This window comes from Chryseobacterium sp. OV279 (assembly GCF_900128945.1).
In the GTDB taxonomy this organism is placed as follows: Bacteria; Bacteroidota; Bacteroidia; order Flavobacteriales; family Weeksellaceae; genus Chryseobacterium.
Map to the genome: position 1 here is coordinate 240,738 of NZ_FQUD01000005.1, position 18,710 is coordinate 259,447.

General features: G+C 37.3%; 11 protein-coding genes and 1 pseudogene. All 12 read left to right on the forward strand.

Going from position 1 to position 18,710, the window contains the following annotated elements; all coding sequences use genetic code 11:
* Position 1: 1 nt before the first annotated feature.
* The 12 genes and pseudogenes from BUA72_RS22495 to BUA72_RS22550 all read left to right on the forward strand — a co-directional run bounded on the left by BUA72_RS22495 (position 2) and on the right by BUA72_RS22550 (position 18,648).
* Positions 2–3,196 carry an efflux RND transporter permease subunit gene (locus BUA72_RS22495; protein ID WP_072925351.1) on the forward strand — a complete coding sequence of 1,065 codons (3,195 nt, stop codon included), beginning with the start codon at positions 2–4 and terminating at the stop codon, positions 3,194–3,196.
* Positions 3,183–4,625, forward strand: coding sequence for a TolC family protein (locus BUA72_RS22500; RefSeq protein ID WP_047455236.1), 1,443 nt, complete (start codon positions 3,183–3,185; stop codon positions 4,623–4,625). The genes BUA72_RS22495 and BUA72_RS22500 overlap by 14 nt, the downstream gene beginning before the upstream one ends.
* Positions 4,626–4,883: 258 nt before the next feature.
* Positions 4,884–6,491 (forward strand): T9SS type A sorting domain-containing protein, encoded by a 1,608-nt coding sequence (locus tag BUA72_RS22505; RefSeq protein ID WP_072925353.1) that lies wholly within the window; start codon positions 4,884–4,886, stop codon positions 6,489–6,491.
* A gap of 9 nt (positions 6,492–6,500) precedes the next feature.
* Positions 6,501–9,464: a hypothetical protein gene (locus tag BUA72_RS22510; protein ID WP_072925356.1), complete on the forward strand. Its 2,964-nt coding sequence runs from the start codon at positions 6,501–6,503 to the stop codon at positions 9,462–9,464.
* An 11-nt stretch (positions 9,465–9,475) separates the two neighbouring features.
* Positions 9,476–10,600 (forward strand): hypothetical protein, encoded by a 1,125-nt coding sequence (locus BUA72_RS24695; RefSeq protein ID WP_228407938.1) that lies wholly within the window; start codon positions 9,476–9,478, stop codon positions 10,598–10,600.
* Between the two features lie 9 nt (positions 10,601–10,609).
* Complete coding sequence (locus BUA72_RS22520; protein ID WP_072925358.1) at positions 10,610–14,119, forward strand: DUF6443 domain-containing protein; 3,510 nt, start codon at positions 10,610–10,612, stop codon at positions 14,117–14,119.
* Entirely contained in the window at positions 14,109–14,498 is a 390-nt protein-coding gene (locus BUA72_RS22525; RefSeq protein ID WP_072925361.1) for a hypothetical protein, read from the forward strand. The genes BUA72_RS22520 and BUA72_RS22525 overlap by 11 nt, the downstream gene beginning before the upstream one ends.
* 311 nt (positions 14,499–14,809) lie before the next feature.
* Positions 14,810–15,814, forward strand: coding sequence for an RHS repeat domain-containing protein (locus BUA72_RS24785; protein ID WP_072925363.1), 1,005 nt, complete (start codon positions 14,810–14,812; stop codon positions 15,812–15,814).
* Positions 15,811–16,071: a hypothetical protein gene (locus BUA72_RS22535; protein ID WP_072925365.1), complete on the forward strand. Its 261-nt coding sequence runs from the start codon at positions 15,811–15,813 to the stop codon at positions 16,069–16,071. The genes BUA72_RS24785 and BUA72_RS22535 overlap by 4 nt, the downstream gene beginning before the upstream one ends.
* A gap of 123 nt (positions 16,072–16,194) precedes the next feature.
* Positions 16,195–16,648, forward strand: a pseudogene (locus BUA72_RS24705) (RHS repeat-associated core domain-containing protein); the annotation flags it as partial.
* A gap of 772 nt (positions 16,649–17,420) precedes the next feature.
* Positions 17,421–17,795: a hypothetical protein gene (locus BUA72_RS22545; RefSeq protein WP_072925370.1), complete on the forward strand. Its 375-nt coding sequence runs from the start codon at positions 17,421–17,423 to the stop codon at positions 17,793–17,795.
* A 286-nt stretch (positions 17,796–18,081) separates the two neighbouring features.
* The gene (locus BUA72_RS22550; protein WP_072925373.1) at positions 18,082–18,648 is read left to right on the forward strand and encodes a hypothetical protein; all 567 of its coding nucleotides are present in this window, start codon (positions 18,082–18,084) and stop codon (positions 18,646–18,648) included.
* Positions 18,649–18,710: the final 62 nt, after the last annotated feature.

Consider the following 18,710-nt stretch of genomic DNA (forward strand, 5'->3'; position numbering starts at 1 on the left):
TATGTTTAAGAAATTCATCCGCAGACCTGTTCTGTCTATCGTGATCTCACTGATCATCGTATTTATGGGAGTTCTGTCGCTGGTAAAACTTCCAGTGACCCAGTTTCCCTCCATTTCACCCCCAAAAGTAAATATCACCGCAGAATATCCGGGAGCCAACAACGAACTATTGATTAAATCGGTAGTGATTCCCCTCGAAAGAGGTCTGAACGGAGTTCCGGGTATGAAATATATGACGTCCGATGCCGGTAACGACGGGGAAGCTTCCATTCAGATCGTATTTGATCTTGGAACTGATCCCAATGTAGCCGCAGTAAACGTTCAAAACCGTGTATCTTCCGTGGTCAACAAACTTCCGCCGCTGGTCGTGCGTGAAGGGGTAAAAATTACCCGTGAAGAACCCAACATGTTGATGTACATTAACCTGTACAGTGACGATCCTAAAGCTGACCAGAAATTCCTTTTCAACTATGCTGATATCAACGTGATGTCTGAATTGAGAAGGGTAAGTGGAGTAGGTTTCGCAGATATCCTCGGAACCCGTGAATATGCGATGCGTATCTGGCTTAAACCGGACAGGCTTACCGCTTACAATATTTCCGCAGACGAAGTAATGGAGTCCCTGAACCAGCAGAGTTTGGAAGCTTCTCCGGGTAAAACGGGAGAAAGTTCAGGAAAGCGTTCCCAATCATTTGAATATATTCTGAAATATTCCGGACGTTTCAACAATGAAAAAGATTACGGAAATATTATTCTGAAAGCAAAACCGGGAGGAGAATTTGTAAGATTAAAAGATGTAGCGGATATAGAATTCGGTTCCTCAATGTATGATATTTATTCTACACTGAACGGAAAACCTTCTGCCGCGATTACAGTAAAACAGTCTTACGGTTCCAATGCAAGTGACGTTATCAAAAATGTGAAAGCTTTGATGAAAGATCTTGAGAAGAATAACTTCCCGAAAGGAATGCACTATGACATCAGTTATGACGTTTCAAGATTCCTGGATGCATCCATGGAAAAGGTTATTCATACCTTATTTGAAGCCTTTATCCTGGTAGCCATCGTGGTATTCCTGTTCCTTGGAGACTGGCGTTCAACGTTAATTCCTGCGCTGGCAGTTCCGGTTTCACTGGTTGGAACATTTGCCGTCATGTCCGCATTTGGAATTACGCTGAACATGATCTCACTATTTGCATTGGTAATGGCCATCGGGGTCGTCGTCGATGATGCGATTGTGGTGATTGAAGCCGTTCACGCCAAGATGGAAGAAAAAGGACTTTCACCTTTAAAAGCTACGGAAGAAGCAATGCATGAAATCAGTGGGGCAATTATCGCGATCACTTTGGTAATGGCATCCGTATTCATTCCGATTGCGTTTATGTCAGGTCCGGTTGGGGTGTTTTACCGTCAGTTCTCTATTACGATGGCTTCAGCGATCATCCTTTCAGGGGTTGTAGCTTTGACACTGACTCCGGCTTTATGTGCTTTGATTTTAAGAAATCACCACGGAAAAGCTAAAAAGAAAACACCGATTACCATTTTCTTAGATAAATTCAACAATTTATTCACGAAAGGAGCCGGAAGATATGAGAAAATGCTTAACAAAACAGTTAAGAAAAAATCTATAACACTTCCTTTATTACTGGCATTTTGTGCCTGTACATTCTTCTTAAGCAACTCACTTCCTTCAGGATTTATTCCGGCGGAAGATCAGGGAATGATTTATGCGATTATCCAGACACCTCCGGGATCTACTCTGGAAAGAACGAATCAGATTGCGAAAGAATTATTAAGAGAATCTGAAGATATTGATGGGGTACAGTCCGTTTCATCACTGGCTGGTTATGAAATCCTGACAGAAGGTACGGGATCCAACTCCGGAACGTGTCTGATCAACCTTAAAAGTTGGGAAGAACGTAAAGAATCTGCTGCAGAAATCATTGAAAAGCTCGAGGAAAAAGCCAAGAATATTCCCGGTGCCAATATAGAATTCTTCCAGCCGCCTTCCATTCCGGGTTATGGTGCCGCGGGAGGTTTCGAACTCCGTTTGCTGGATAAAGCAGGAAGTGGAGATTACCATAAAATGGAGCAGGTAAGTAATGATTTTGTTAAAGAATTGAAGAAACGCCCTGAACTTGGGTCTGCATTTACCTTCTATTCTGCAAGTTTCCCTCAGTATATGCTGAAAGTGGATAATGATCTTGCCGAGCAGAAAGGGGTAACGATCCAAAGTGCAATGGATAACCTGTCTACATTGATCGGTTCCAACTATGAGACCAGTTTCATCCGTTTCGACAGACCGTATAAAGTGATTGTACAGGCTGGGCCGCAATACCGTGCACTACCTACCGATTTGCTTAAGCTTTATGTGAAAAATGATAAAGAACAGATGGTTCCGTATTCAGACTTTATGAAAATGCAGAAAGTATATGGATTGTCAGAGATCACAAGACATAATATGTATAACTCCGCAGAGGTGAGTGGTACTCCTGCACCGGGATACAGTAGTGGACAGGCCATTAAAGCGATTCAGGAAGTTGCTGATAAAACACTTCCGAGAGGTTTCGGTATCGACTGGGCGGGTATCTCTAAAGACGAGGTGAGCAGAGGAAATGAAGCGGTATTTATTTTCTTAGTCTGTCTTGGATTTGTGTATCTGATTCTTGCAGCGCAGTATGAGAGTTTTATTCTTCCGCTGCCGGTGATTTTATCTCTTCCTACTGGTATTTTCGGAGCATTCTTATGTCTGAAATTATTAGGCCTTGAAAACAATATTTACGCTCAGGTAGCGATGGTCATGTTGATTGGTCTGTTGGGTAAAAATGCCGTATTAATCGTTGAATTTGCCGTTCAGAAGAAAGCAGAAGAAGGAATTCCTGTAGCACAGGCAGCTATCGAAGGGGCGGCCATCCGTTTCCGTCCGATCCTGATGACCTCATTTGCCTTTATTGCGGGTCTTATTCCGTTGGTAATGGCCACCGGACCAGGAGCTGTAGGAAACCGAACAATTGGTACGGCCGCAGCAGGAGGAATGCTGATAGGAACGATCTTCGGGCTGATGATTATTCCGGGTCTGTATTATATTTTCGGAACTATTGCAGAGAAATCGAGGCTGGCAAGATATGAAGAGGAGAATCCTTTAACAGAACAAACTGAACCTTATCAACACGATAACAAACATGAAGATTTATAATAAATATATAGCAGCCATTGCTCTATCGCTTGTACTCACAGGCTGTAGAGCTCCAATGGCCACCGTTATAAAAGATGAAGTAAAAGAAAACCTGCCTCAGAATTTCAATCAGGAAGAGCAGCAGGATGCCAATACAAACAGTGGCACAACTCCATGGAGACAGTTTTTTACAGATCCAAATCTGGTAAGCTTAATTGAAACTGCTTTAAAAAACAATCAGGAATTACTGATCACGCTTCAGCAGATTGAAATGGCGAAAAGCAGTGTTTTAGCGAAAAAAGGAAAACTAAGCCCAACCGTTTCAGCGGGAATAGGAGCCGGTCTTAAAAAAGCCGGACGTTATACCAGCGAAGGCGCAGGTGATGCCACTACGGAAATAGAACCCGGAAGAGAAATGCCGGATCCGCTGGGGAATTTTGAAGGAGGATTCATGGCAAACTGGGAGATTGATATCTGGAAAAAACTGAGAACTGAGAAGGAATCAGCTGTTGCTCATTATCTTTCTACGGTTGAGGGGAAAAACTTCGTTCTGTCCAGCCTTGTTGAAGAAGTAGCGGACAATTATTATGAATTGCTGGCTTTGGATAATCAACTGGATATTATTCAGCAATATATTAAGCTGCAGGAAAGAGCATTGGAAATTTCCAAAATTCAGAAAGAAGCTGCTGCGGCAACGGAGCTGGCTGTGAAGAAATTTGAAGCTGAACTGGCAAAATCCAAAGCTTCGGAATACACGATCCGTCAGAATATCACGGAAAAAGAAAACGAGATCAATGCGCTTCTGGGAAGATATCCGCAACCAATTGTAAGAGCCAAGGAAAGCTTTATGTCTACAATGCCACAGACTGTGTATACGGGAATACCGTCTCAGTTACTGGCTAACCGTCCGGATATCAAACAGGCAGAACTGGAATTAAAAGCTGCTAAACTGGATGTACAGGCTGCAAGAAAAGAGTTTTATCCTTCACTGGAGATCTCTGCAACGTTAGGATTGGAGGCTTTTAAACCATCTTACTTAGTTAAAATGCCGGAATCTATTGCCTATAATCTGGCAGGAGAATTGGCTGGTCCGCTTATTAACAAAAGTGCGATCAAAGCGAACTTCCAGACTGCGGATGCAAGACAAATCCAGTCGTTGTACGAGTATGACAAAACGATTTTGCATGCATATCTGGATGTGGCTAATCTGATGTCAAAGGTTAAAAATATAGACCAATATTATCAGATGAAGTCGCAGGAAACAAAAGCGCTGGATCAGTCGATTGATATTGCGAACCAATTGTTCAGGAATTCAAGAGCAGATTATCTTGAGGTTCTTCTGAATCAAAGGGATGCGCTGGATGCTAAAATGGAGCTGATCGAAGCCAAACAGCAACAGCTGAGTACCGTTGTAGATATTTACAAAAGTTTAGGCGGTGGCTGGAAATAAGAAATCATAATTCTATCAATAAAACAGTTAATGTTTTGGGCTGATCCTTTCGGGGGTCGGCTCTTTTTGTTTTTATACGACGCGTTTTGTCGCATCATCAGATTAATTTTGTTCATCAATTAATGATAACGTGTTAATAATATATCACTTAATTAAAATTTACATTAAATCTCAATCCAGGGACTTGAAATGCGTTAAAAAGTGTTAAATTTGCCGCAAAATTATAAAAGCTAATCTTAAACTAAAATACACAAGCAGATGAAGAAATTCTACACCGGTGCATTGATGGTATGCACGCTTCTGGGGCTTTCCGCCCAGGAAGTATTGTGGCAGAAAGACATTAAGTCTTCTACACAGAATTTTCTAAGCCAGGTTACGACGACCATTGATCAACAATATCTTATTTCGGGAAGCTCAATCCAGACAGGTTCCCTTCGAGAGCCTCAGGGAACAGGAAAGCAAAATAACGGTTACGATTTCCATTTAATCAAACTGAATCAGCAGGGTGAGCAGGTTTGGGAAAAATATTTCTCAGGGCAGAACCATGATTACTTGTCAGCTTCCGTAGCCACCCAGGAAGGAGGATTTCTTTTGGCCGGAACTTCTTATTCCGGAAAGGGATTAGATAAAAAAGAAGATTCCAAAGGAGGATCTGATGTCTGGCTGATCAGGATCAATGAATTCGGAGATGAACTTTGGCAAAAAACATTGGGAAGCTCTTCTGATGAGGAAGCACGATCTGTTATTCAAACAACAGACCTTGGATTTTTTGTGGCTGGAAATGTTCAAAATTCTTCTAAAGGTTACGGATCAAAAGATGTTTGGGTTTCCAGATTGGATAAAAACGGAAAAACACTTTCTGAAACTGTTCTGGGCGGAAAAGGTCTGGATGAAGTGGAGAAAATGATTCCTACAAGGGATGGAGGAGCCTTGTTGGGAGTTTACTCGAGAAGTTCCGAGATTCGGGTTTCGGGTTCTACAGATAAGTCGTCTTCGGCAACCTCGTATCCCATATCCCGAACCGCTAAGTCTACGGATAATTTCGGCGAGGGAGATTATTGGATCGTCAAACTTGATAAAACCGGAAAAGTAGAATGGGAGAAAAACTTTGGAGGAAAAGGGGATGACCATATCAGAACATTGGCCTTAACATCTGCAGGATATGTAATCGGTGGAGAATCCAGATCCGAAAGATCAGGGAATAAAACGGTAGGAATTGAGGAAGGAACAGACTTATGGCTGATCTCTTTAAATGAAAGAGGTGATGAGATCTGGCAGAAGTCTTACAATTTCAAAAATCGTGATATTTTGATGGGAATGAGTGTGCTTCATTCAGCAGATGATAAATCCTCAAAAGGGATTCTTTTAGGAGGCTATACGCAGGCAGAAGGAAAAATAGAAACAGATGACGAAACGTTCTGGATGCTTTATCTCAACCAAGACGGAAATGAGCAGTGGAGAAAATACGTAAAAGGAGAATCCAGGAAGAAAGAGGAAAGACTTTCAGATATTAAGCTAAACAGAGATGGCTCCATTATCCTTGCAGGAACCAGTGCTGAAGAACTTGGAAAAGAGAACTGGAAGATCGTGAAGCTTGGTGACAGCCAGATCAATAAACTGATCGAAAAACAAGACATCAAGATCTATCCGAATCCGGTTTCAGATTATGCTTACGTAGAAATAGGCTTCGATTTCAAAGAAGCGGATATTATGCTGTATGATATGGGAGGAAGACAGCTTCAGAGCTTGAAGACAAAGAATAAAGTGACGAAGATCAATACTCAGAATTTGATTCAGGGGGCTTATCTGGTGACGATAAAGACGGATGGGAATAAAACGGCGAATGCAAAATTGATTAAGAAATAACACAAAACAATGAGAAAAATAAAATTGATTATTCTTGTATTAGTGCTATGTATAGGCACAAATACTATTGCACAGAATAGACCTGAAGAAAGCTTATCTTTAATAAGTAATGCTACAACTAATAATGATTTATATAATGGAACTGTCAATGTATCCATTCCATTGTTTAAAATTCCTATTGGAAATTTGACACTATCTAATGAAATTTCAAATGTTCCAACAGGATTTAGACCTAGAGTTGATGAAAGTATTTTCGGACTACATTGGAATGCAAATCTGTTTGGAAGTATTACTAGAGAGACCAATACAGACTTTTTATTAACCAAATACGCTGCTGTTCAGCCTGGCACAGGGGTTTCTGGAATTTATCCTTCTGATGAAAGTAAAGCAAGAGAAACAACGGACTGTATTATTCAAAGACAGAATTTTGATTATGGTTTTGTTGCTTCTAAGAAACAAATATTGCAAAATCCGAATAACAGTGGTATTCAATCTGATTTTATACCAGATAAATTTTATTTTGATTTTTTTGGATATAAAGGCTATTTTGTCTTTGATAATTATGGTAACCCTTTAGTATTTTGTGAAAATGCCAAATTACAGGTTGTAGGACCAGGTTCTTTAGCCTCTAAATGTTATTCTGTGACCAGTCCTATCGATTTTCAGAATAAAAATATTAGTGAAATCAGAATAATGGATGATAAAGGGAATACTTTTTATTTTGGGGGTTCTTACGACGCATTAGAAATTAATTATTCAGATTTTTTTTTCGCAGGTAATTATTACAATCTTGCTTTTCAATCTAATGTCTCTTTTGCAAGCGGATCCAGAGCTAATTATATATTATCATGGTTTTTAAAAAAAGTTGAATTGAGCAATGGAGAAGTAATAGAAGCAACTTATAAGCAACGGAATGCGGACGCTTTTAATTCTTTTTTGCAAAATACTCTTTATAATAATGATGCTGGTTTTCCTACAAGCTATCCTACATCGGCTCAATTAGAAGCAGCAAATATTGAAGTATCAAAATCATATGAAATATCTACTAGTACTACTGAACAATACGTTGCGATAAAAAACTTTACTAAGAGAGCAATCATTGACAACATTAAAATAATAGGAAAAAATATATCAGTTAATTACATTTATTTTAAAGACAATAACAACCTTATACATTTAAACAGTATAAATTTAAATTACTTTGGAAAATCACAAAGTATTAACTTTAATCAAACCCCTTTAGGAGGGCAAAATTATAGATATTTTTTAACCTCTCTAGTCAATAATAGTGAAGTTTATTCTTTTCAATATGAAAAAACAGAAACCCTTCCTTCAAAGAATAGCTACGGAACAAATGATTTTGGATATTGGAATGGAACAAATTCTAGAGGCATAGGAAATTCTAATACTTTTTTTGATGCTACTTTACTAAAAAAAATAGTTTATCCAAATAAAGGATATACTATATTTAATGGTGAAAAGGCTGATGTATCAAAAAAAGTCTTTGACGGAATGATTGATTATACCTTGATGCCTTCTGATGGTATGATAAATAGAATTGCAAATAGGATAGATTTCGATGGAGTAAATGAATACAAAACGAATTATACTTATCAACTCAGTGATGGAAAAAGCTCGGGAATAATTCTTACTCAATTTAGATCAGGAAGAATTTCTAATGAAGAAATAAAATATAGCCAAGTCCAAGAAAATATTGAAAATAAAGGAAGAACAGAATATTTTTTTAGTGATCTCATATCTAACCCTGATAATTCTTTTATTAATACCAAACAATTTAACTCTACTGCGCTAAGTCAAATCAGTTTTAATGGTCAAGAAAATGGAGCATATCAAAGAGGAAAGTTACTTAAAAAGAAAATCTTTAATTCTTCGAATAAATTACTCAGAGAGTCTCTATTTGAATATGAAAGTTTTTTAAGGCCTGAAAATGAATTAGTTGATTTGGCAGGGAACGCCTGTAGTACTTGTAAAATTTCTGATGAAAATTATTATGTTTTAACAAAAATTGATAAGTCTAATTCTCAACATAAAGCTACTCTGTATGCACCTGTAATTCCATATCTGCTAAAGAAAGAAAAAGTCATTGATTATCTTAATGGTCAACAAATTACAGCAGAAACTAATACAAAGTACCGCGAATCTAATATTTCTTGGCATCCATACCCTGAACAAATTGAGACTACAACTGCTTTAGGAACTAGCATTAAAAAGTATATATACCCATATGAATTGAACCCAGGCAGATGCAGATGGGGATGTCCTGTGAATGAAACCATAGTAGGTGGGCAAAATCCCATGTATCAAGCTATGATTAATTCAAATGTTTGGTTTCCTGTAATAGAGATAGCAAAAAATGAGAATAACAAATATTCACTTCAAGAGAATTTGTTTTATCATTCTTCATTTGTTCCAAAAAAAATAAGACAATCAAAGTTAGATGCTGTTCTTGATTTTACAAACTACAAAATTAGTGTTGATCAAACTGTTGATGGTCTAAGTTATGATCTCTTAGATGATAAAGCAAATTATCTTCAAACAACCAATAAATCAGGTATTTCAACAGTCTCAATTTATGGGTATAAACAAACATCTCCGATTGTAAATATTGTAGGAATTACATATGTCCAGTTAATGCAAATATTGGGGCAACCCACGTCCCCCACGGATTATTTGAACCTTGATATTGTTACTAAATCTAATGCTGATGTAAATCCAGCTACAGAACAAGAACTATTAAATTCATTAGATATATTTAGAAATAATCCTTTGTTAAAAGACTATCCAATGACAACATATACGTACGATCCATTAATTGGTGTGACCAGTATCACTCAACCTTCTGGAATCAGAGAGGTTTACATTTATGATACAGCCAATAGATTAATGGAGATTAGAGAAAATAGCACTAGCGGAAAAATCCTTAAAGAATTCAAATACAATTACAAACAATAAAAACTCAAATTATGAAAAAAACAATATTCATTGCAGGCCTTTTTGCCGCACAATTGGCTTCAGCACAGTTATATACTCAGGGAGGTGCGGTAAGCCAGACATCGACACAATCTTCAGCTAATGTTGGGATAGGAGTTAATAATCCTCATTCCAATTTAGAAGTAGGTGACCAGAATGGCGGTAAGATAACGATTTCTACAGCAGGAGGTAGTGCACTTTCAACAGATCCAAAATATCCTGCTTTAGAATTTACGGGATATTTAAACTCTCCTAAAGCAAGAATAACAGCTACAGAAGAGACAGGAAATACATATGCATCTAAGTTTTCTATCTCAGTGAATGATGGTAACAATGCCACAAGTCTGGTAGAGAGATTATCAATCCTTAGGAATGGAAATATTGGAATGGGGAATACACAGCCCAGAGAAAAGCTTGATGTTTCAGGGAATATACTGGTTGGTGGTGGTAGTTCCACCGAGGGGATTAATGCTCTTGCGATACGGTACGAAGATGGATCTTTAAGTAACTGGGGTTCCTTAAGAAGTTCAGCAGCTACTTATATGAGTTTTGGCGTTAAGGCAGATCCCAATACAGCGGACGGCTGGTTGTCTTCCAATGGAACCTTAAATTTTTCTAAGGTGTCGATGATCATGAATGATGACGGGATCCGGTTTTTAAGTTCACCAGCGCAAATCGTTGCAATGAATTCCCCGGTAACAATGAATGAAATCATGAAAATTAATCCAAATGGAAATGCCTTACTGCAAGGAAAATTGGAAGCCAAAGAAATTAAAGTGACCCTGACTCCGACTGCCGATTTCGTATTTGAAGAAAACTATGACCTTCCAAAGCTGGAGGAAGTGGCCAAACATATTAAAGAGAAAAAACATTTACCGGAAATAGCTTCAGCCAAAGTCATGGAAAAAGAAGGGGTCAATGTTGGTGAATTTCAGATTAAACTTTTGCAAAAGATCGAAGAACTTACTTTGTATGTGATTGAACAAAACAGACAGTTAAAAGATCAGCAGGCAAAAATTCAGAAATTAGAAACAGAAAATACGGATTTAGGAAAAGCCGTTTTAGAGATTAAGCAACTGAAAGAAGAGTTTATTAAGATGAAATCCACCACCCATTAATTAAAAATTATGTATAAAAAAATATATATAAGCATAGGATTGCTGTGGGGGATGCATCATTACGGACAGGTGGTGTTAACTTCTCCTCCTGCTCCCAATACGGAAGTGGCAGATCCCCAAAGTATACGGATGCTCCCGGGATTCAAATTTAATTCTGTCAATGGAACATTTCGTGCCTATATCGGAGGATCCAATCCCAATAATCCGGGAAATACCTATACACCCATCACCGTTGATTATTCGGCGAATATCTCAAATACTGAAAATTATGTGTATACCAGACAGTATTTAGTTCCTACGGAAGTTTCAGATGGATCGCTGCAACAGATACAGAGTGTTCAGTTTTTTGACGGTCTCGGAAGACCTAAACAGTCGGTGAGCATTAAATCTACCCCTACCGGGAAAGATATGGTAACGCATATTCCTTATGATGGATTTGGACGACAGGTAGACAGTTGGCTTCCGGTTCCGATGTCATCTCAAAGTGGAAATATTCAGGCCGGAGTGGAAGGAGCTGTCAATGCATATTATCAGTCTAACGGGATTAATGATTCCTTTCCTTTTAGCCATAAAAATTTAGAAAATTCTCCGCTTGACAGGATTCTGAGTCAGAAAAATCCTGGGACCGACTGGCAGAACAAACCTGTTGTTTTCGGGTATGATACCAATACGGTAGGCGAGGTGAAAAAATACACCACAACAGTCACGAATTGGGCGGATGGAATGACTTCTTCCGAATTACTTCTATCCGGGACTTACGGAGAAGCGCAACTGTATAAAAATACCGTCACTGATGAAGACAACAATAAAACCATAGAATTCAAGAATGGTAAGGGACAGACTCTATTGGTCAGAAAAGTCATCAGTGCCTCAGAAAATGCAGATACCTATTATGTGTATAATGAGTATGACCAGTTGGCGGTTGTGGTTCCGCCGTTGGCTTCTGCTTCCGCGTCAGTATCTGCCTCAGCTTTGGAACATCTGTGTTATCAGTATAAATATGATGGCAGAAGCAGACTGGTAGAAAAGAAACTTCCCGGAAAAGATTGGGAACAGATGGTATACAACAAAAAAGACCAGATAATTCTCTATCGGGATACTGTTCTGAAAAATGGAATCACCAATTTTACCGCTGACCAGTCATGGAATTTTACCAAATATGATCAGTTTGGAAGAGTTACCTACACCGGGATTTCAAGGGACGGTACTCTGAGACGGAACATCCAGAATTATGTCGATGGTCAGGCTGGGAATGTTTCTTATGAAGCCCGTGGAGGCAGTTTTGCCTTAAGTGGAATGAATATAGAATACGGAAACGTTTCTTACCCTACGAGTATTGATAAAATCCTTACGGTCAATTATTATGATACCTATCCACAGGGAGCACCGGCGGTTTCCACGACTATTTTAGATCAGGAAGTACTGCCTCAGTCTACCCAGTCCTCGAATGTCAGCACAAAAAGTCTGCCTACGGCATCTTATGTGAAAAACATTGACAATGACAGTTGGACGAAATCATATACTTATTATGATAAGAAAGGGAGGGCAATATCCACTTATTCTGTGAATCACCTCGGAGGATATACCAAAACAGAAAGTTTCCTGAAATTTTCAGGGGTTCCGGAATATACGCTTACCGAGCATAAAAGAGCCGCAGATGCCACTAAAGTCAACATCAAAGAAACTTTTGAGTACGATCATCAGGAAAGGCTGGTAAGACATTGGAATGAAGTAAATGGCGGAGTAAAGGAACTTCTTGCTGAAAACCTGTACAATGATCTCGGACAGGTACAGACCAAAAATGTGGGAAATACAACCGGCAGTCCTTTACAGAGTGTCAAATATGCATACAATATCAGAGGATGGCTCACGAAACTTAATGAACCTTCCAATCTGCAGAATAAACTCTTTGCTTACGAGCTGAGGTACAGTAAACCTGACAGCCAGTTTTCAGGTTCTGCAAGGTACAACGGAAATATCTCACAGATGTCATGGATTACCCAAAGCGATGCTGTACTCAGAAATTACTCCTATGAATATGATGGTCTCAACCGTCTTAAAGAAGGACGTTTCTGGGATGCCATGAATTTAGACAGAGGAGAATACCATGAGCAGCTTACCTATGACCTGAACGGAAATATTAAATCCCTTGTCAGAAGAGGAAAACAGCTTTCCGGCTATACCGCTCCTGAAGTGATGGACGACCTGGAATACCACTATGAAAATGGTGAACAGAGTAATAAGTTAGCCTACCTTAAAGAAGTGGGAACGGGTAATGCCTTAAGCGGCTATCCGCTTTCATCAGGAAGTACCGGAAGTACGATCAGCTATGACCTGAACGGAAATATGACAGTTCAGCAGGATAAAGGGATCTCTATTCAATATAATTATTTAAATTTACCGGGAAAGGTTACCCAGAATGCCAAAGTAACGGATTACACGTATAGAGCAGATGGAGTAAAAGTAAGAAAGCTCTTTGGTACAGACACCACAGATTATATAGACGGTTTCCAGTATGAAAATGGTACGTTGAAATTTTTCCCTACTGCAGAAGGTTACTTTAATTTTGAAACCGGGAAGTATGTCTATAATTACACCGACCATCTTGGAAATACACGTGTGAGCTACTTTAAAAATGGCTTAGGAGCAGAGATCATTGAGGAAAGTAATTATTACCCGTTTGGATTGAAGCATGAAGGTTATAATGTATTGTCGGGGAATCCTGCATATAAATATAAGTACAATGGGAAAGAGCTTCAGGAGACTGGTATGTATGACTACGGAGCGAGGTTCTATATGCCGGAGATTGGAAGATGGGGTGTTGTGGATCCGCTGGCGGAGAAATATAGGAGGTGGTCACTTTATAATTATGCCATCGATAATCCCATTTTATTTATTGATCCTGATGGTAGAGATATAATTATACATTATAAAAATAGTAAAGGGAAACTTATGACCTATGATTATAAGACTGGTAGTACATATAAGGGAAATAATACTTTTATAAAAAATTTTTATAAAACAGTTGCTACACTTAAAAAGAATAATGCTGATGGCATTATAAATAGCTTAGAGAGCCATAAGGATAAAATAGTACTATCCCAAACATCTGGATCAAGTTATGCTTCATATACTGAAAAAGAAATAAAATGGAATGATAAGCAAGGGATCGAAACTAACAAAGGGGTTTCACTAACTCCAACACTTATATTAAATCATGAGGGAGACCATATGTTAGACGCCTTAAAAAATCCGAGTCAGCATTCAGAAAACTCGCAAGCTGATAAAGATAATCCCTATTCAAATAAGGAAGAAGAAAGAGTAATTAAAGGATCTGAACAAGATACGGCAAAAAAATTAGGTTTAATAGAGGAAGGAGAAACAACAAGAGATGACCACGGAGGACACCCATATAAAGCTTCTAATGTAAATGAAAAAGTTTCTCCTAGTACAAGCACATTTCCAAAGATTGATGAAATTATTATCACGATGCCTAAAAAGAAAAAAGATGGTAATTAAAAAAAATAAAATTTTATTAGTATTATTAAGTTTAATGTTTTGTATTGTAAGAGCACAAAAAAGTAATATTTACATTGCACCAATTGATGCAACAACACCATACTCAATAAGTTGTTCAAACTTACTTGATGCTTTTCCAGAAACAATAAAGAAAATAAAATTAAATGATAAGCAAAGTAAAGAAATTTATTTACTTACAAGTGTTTTAAAAAAAAACGATAATAAACCGTATACAAATATTCGATACAAAGGAGAAATTTGTTTTAATAAAAAAAGATTTAACTTTTGTGGTGACCAAGCTTCCATTTTAATCAATGGACAATATTATGAAACCTCAAAGGATTTGTTTGAATACATAAAAAAACTTAGAAAGAAATAATAAATTATTCCCGTTGCGCAAAGTCGGTGACATTGAGGAGGTAAATAAACACAAAAAGCCTTGCAAATTGCGAAGTTTTTTGTTGTTTTATAAAGCAGCTACATTTTTAAATTTGAGTGCTTGAATAAAGCCATCTGCTACATAAAGCAAATGCACCCGCTAGCGCGAGCGTCTCGCTCGTGCCTCCTCAATAAAAATAAACCACTGCTTTTTACAGTGGTTTTATTATTTTAGCTTAAAATAGAGTAAGAAAGATCTTCGGTACAGACACCATAGATTATATAGACGGTTTCCAGTATGAAAACGGGACATTGAAATTCTTCCCTACTACAGAGGGTTATTTTAATTTTGAAACAGGGAAGTATGTATACAACTATACGGATCATCTTGGAAATACCCGTTTGAGCTACTTTAAAAATGGCTCAGGAGCAGAGATCATAGAAGAGAGTAATTATTATCCTTTTGGATTAAAGCATGAAGGATATAATGTTTTATCTGGAAATTCTGCGTATAAATATAAGTTTCAAGGACAAGAGTTGCAGGAGACTGGCTGGTATAGTTTTAAATGGAGAAATTATATGCCCGATGTTGGACGGTTCTTTACTGTTGATCCATTGGCAGAAAAATATCCGACTTGGACTCCTTATGCATTTAGCGGTAACAGAGTTGTTGATGCAAGAGAGTTAGAAGGTTTAGAACCTGTTGAAATAAATAAGACAACCAAAAATTTGGTTATTGTTAATCAAGGTTGGGTAAGAGCAAATCCTCCTGATGGAGCGACACAGTCCCAAAATTTTGTAAAAACAAACAAAGATGGGGGAATTGATTACTCAGGAATTGGTGTAATAAACAATTTGAATAGTGCAAAAACTCAAGTTGGAGTTTTTGGCTCTTCCTCTACTGAAAATACTAAAAATGATATTTTATCATCAATTAATAGTTTTAGGAAACAAAGTCCTGACGGAAAACTAATTATGGTGGGACACAGTAGAGGTGCGGATAACTTAATAGAATTGGTTAATGAGCATACGGAAGTTAAAGTAGATTTACTTTTTACTCTTGACATTGCTGCTGGTTGGGATAGTGATAATACTCCTTCAAATGTTAAGACTGCTGTTAATTATTATAACAAGAATGATGGATTTATGGGAAGTTCAATTGGAGGTGAAGATATTGAAGCAAAAGATCCGTCAAAGACTAAAATATTAAACGTTCCTGTTAATGCTTCACATACAGAAATTGATAATAAATATCGTTATAATGCATACAATGCTGTAGTTAAAGAATTAAATAAATCGGAAGAAAAAAAGCCATGAAAAAAAATACGGTAATTTTAACAAATATATTAATATGGGTTTATGTTATAGTTATATGTTATACTCATATCAATGGTGGAAATGGAGAACTTTTACTATATTCTGGTATAGCGGTAGGTTTGCTTTTAGCCATCAACATAGCATATATAGAGAGAAAAATATCTTTACTTGAAATTATTTTTATTTTAATAAATCTAATATTAACTGGTTTAGTCTCATATTTATCATTAGTTTTTATACAATTGGATGTGAGGTAAATGGAAAAAAAAAAATATTAATATTACCCCCCCCCCCCCCGCTGGCGCGAGCGTCTCGCTCGTGTCCATCAATAAAAATAAACCACTGTTTTTTACAGTGGTTTTATTATTTTAGCCTAAAATAAAGTAACAAAGATCTTCGGTACAGACACCACAGATTATGTAGACGGTTTTCAGTATGAAAATGGCACGTTGAAATTCTTCCCAACGGCAGAAGGTTATTTTAATTTTGAAACCGGAAAATATGTGTATAATTACACCGATCATCTTGGAAATACAAGATTGAGCTACTTTAAAAATGGCTCAGGAGCAGAGATCATTGAAGAGAGTAATTATTATCCGTTTGGATTGAAGCATGAAGGATATAATGTGTTGTCGGGAAATCCCGCATATAAATACAAATACAATGGCAAGGAGCTTCAGGAGAGTGGGATGTATGATTATGGAGCGAGGTTCTATATGCCGGAGATTGGAAGATGGGGTGTGGTGGATCCGCTTGCGGAAAAGATGACGCGCCATAATCCTTATAATTATGCTTTTAATAATCCGATAAGGTTTATTGACCCAGATGGAAGGCAGGGAACGGATTGGGTGCACAACAGAGAAACAAATCAAATTTATTGGAATAATAATGCCACAAATCAGGCTACAGCCGGAGCTAATGAAACTTATTTAGGGAAATCAGGTACATATACAACGCAAGACGGTTCTACAACAGCATTAAATTCAAATAGATCATATACTAACAATTCTTTGTTAGGAGGAATGGGAATAATGAATAATTTAGATCCTTTAATTCAAGCAGGTGATTCTGCATCAGCAATGAGTGTTGCTGTTTTTGGTACTCCTGATAATGGTTCGTATATAAGAGAAACTCCTGCATCAAATTCACCGGAAGCAGCAATGGGAAATCCGTCGGGGCAGTTAGCTGTTGCGGGTCTATATGGATTGCAAGGAGCAGTAGCAGAGATTGGATTTTCTAAGGCATTAGGAGCAGTAGCAAAAGTTGCAACTACTTCAGATGGGTTCTTATTTGGAAGTATTAACATGAAAGCTCCTTTTGATATTCCTGCTCAAAGATTTGGGCAAATGTCTATTGGAAAGAGTGATTTTTGGGGTGTAAGAGTTGGAACTAGTGAATTTACAAATAGAACAGTAGTGGCAATAAAGCAAGAGTGGAATTCTTTAACACAATATACTTCAGGTATAGTCCCTAAAGGAACTCCAATTAAAATAGGAATAGTTGGACCTCAAGGTGGAGGATTCTATACAGGAGGATCTATTCAATTTTTGACAGAATCTAAAAGTGTAGTAAATCAGGCAACTAGAATGATATCAAGATAAGATCAATGAAATTAGAAAACCCATTAAGCTTTAACGTTAATATAAAACTCCCAAACGGAAAAGAAGTTTTGTATTTAAACACATATGAAATTTGTCAAGGATGCCCTGAGGTTGGGAAGCTGTCCATTGATGGAAACATTATAAAAAAAGAAGTGTTTGGTGGTCCATTACTATATAACAATGGATTTATTTATATCCCTTGTTTTAAAAGAAGATGGTTTAACTCAGGATTTTATTTAGCTAAAATAAATACTTCTACTTTAGAAATTATTTTAATATCAGATATGTATCAGATAATAGACTTGATAAAAATAGAAAATTTTACCATTTATTTTTATGATAGTTTAGAACAAAAAGAGATTAGAGAAGTTTCTTTTTAGTAATAAAAGCCACTGCATCAGCAGTGGCTTTTGTGTTTAATAAGAATTTTGAGTTTTTTATATTTGTAGTAATGAATAAAAAATCATGATGGAAAAGTTAAAGAGTTTATGAAAACAGCGGGGCTATACCCCCAACTGGCGCAAGCATCTCACTCGCGCCCATCAATAAAAATAAACCACTGTTTTTTACAGTGGTTTTATTATTTTAGCTTTGAAAACATGATAACCTATATTGTGGCTTTTACTTTAATAAAAATTAAAAACTAAATTCACCCAAAGACAATCCATGAAAAAAACAATCTCACACATCTTCACCCTCACGCTTCTTTTCATCACATTTTCCTGTATTTCCTATATCAAACCCATTCACACAGAACCAGTGCCCGGTTCTGAAAATATAACCAGAAAATTAGTTTTTCAGGATGGAACGCTGGACGTGAATTTCTATGGAGATTATATATTTGATAAGGTAGATAAAAACCTGATCTTTTTTACCAATAAAGAGATCTCCGGAATGCTCAGCAATCTTACCATAAAGCCTTCATCTCAGGTCCTTTTCACCTATACCAAATCCAGTATCTACAACAATATGCTGGGGTTTTATTATGAAGGAAAAAACCTGACCGATATAAAGAATAATTTCTCAATTAAAACGCCCGAAAAAGAAATGCAGAACGGTCTTTTGTACACCTATGAATACAAAGGCTACTATATTATGGAATTCTACAGACAGCAGGAAAAAGGAGTAGTCCGTTTTATTTCGGTAAACAATTCGGCAAAACAGGCCGTTGAGAAATTCAGGTTGGAAAACAATAATGTATTTTTTGATATCAATGCTCAACTTTGGAATTAAGCATACTCATTTTCTCTGATTTTATATCTGGATCAAGGGAAATACTTGCTTTTTAGCGCGGT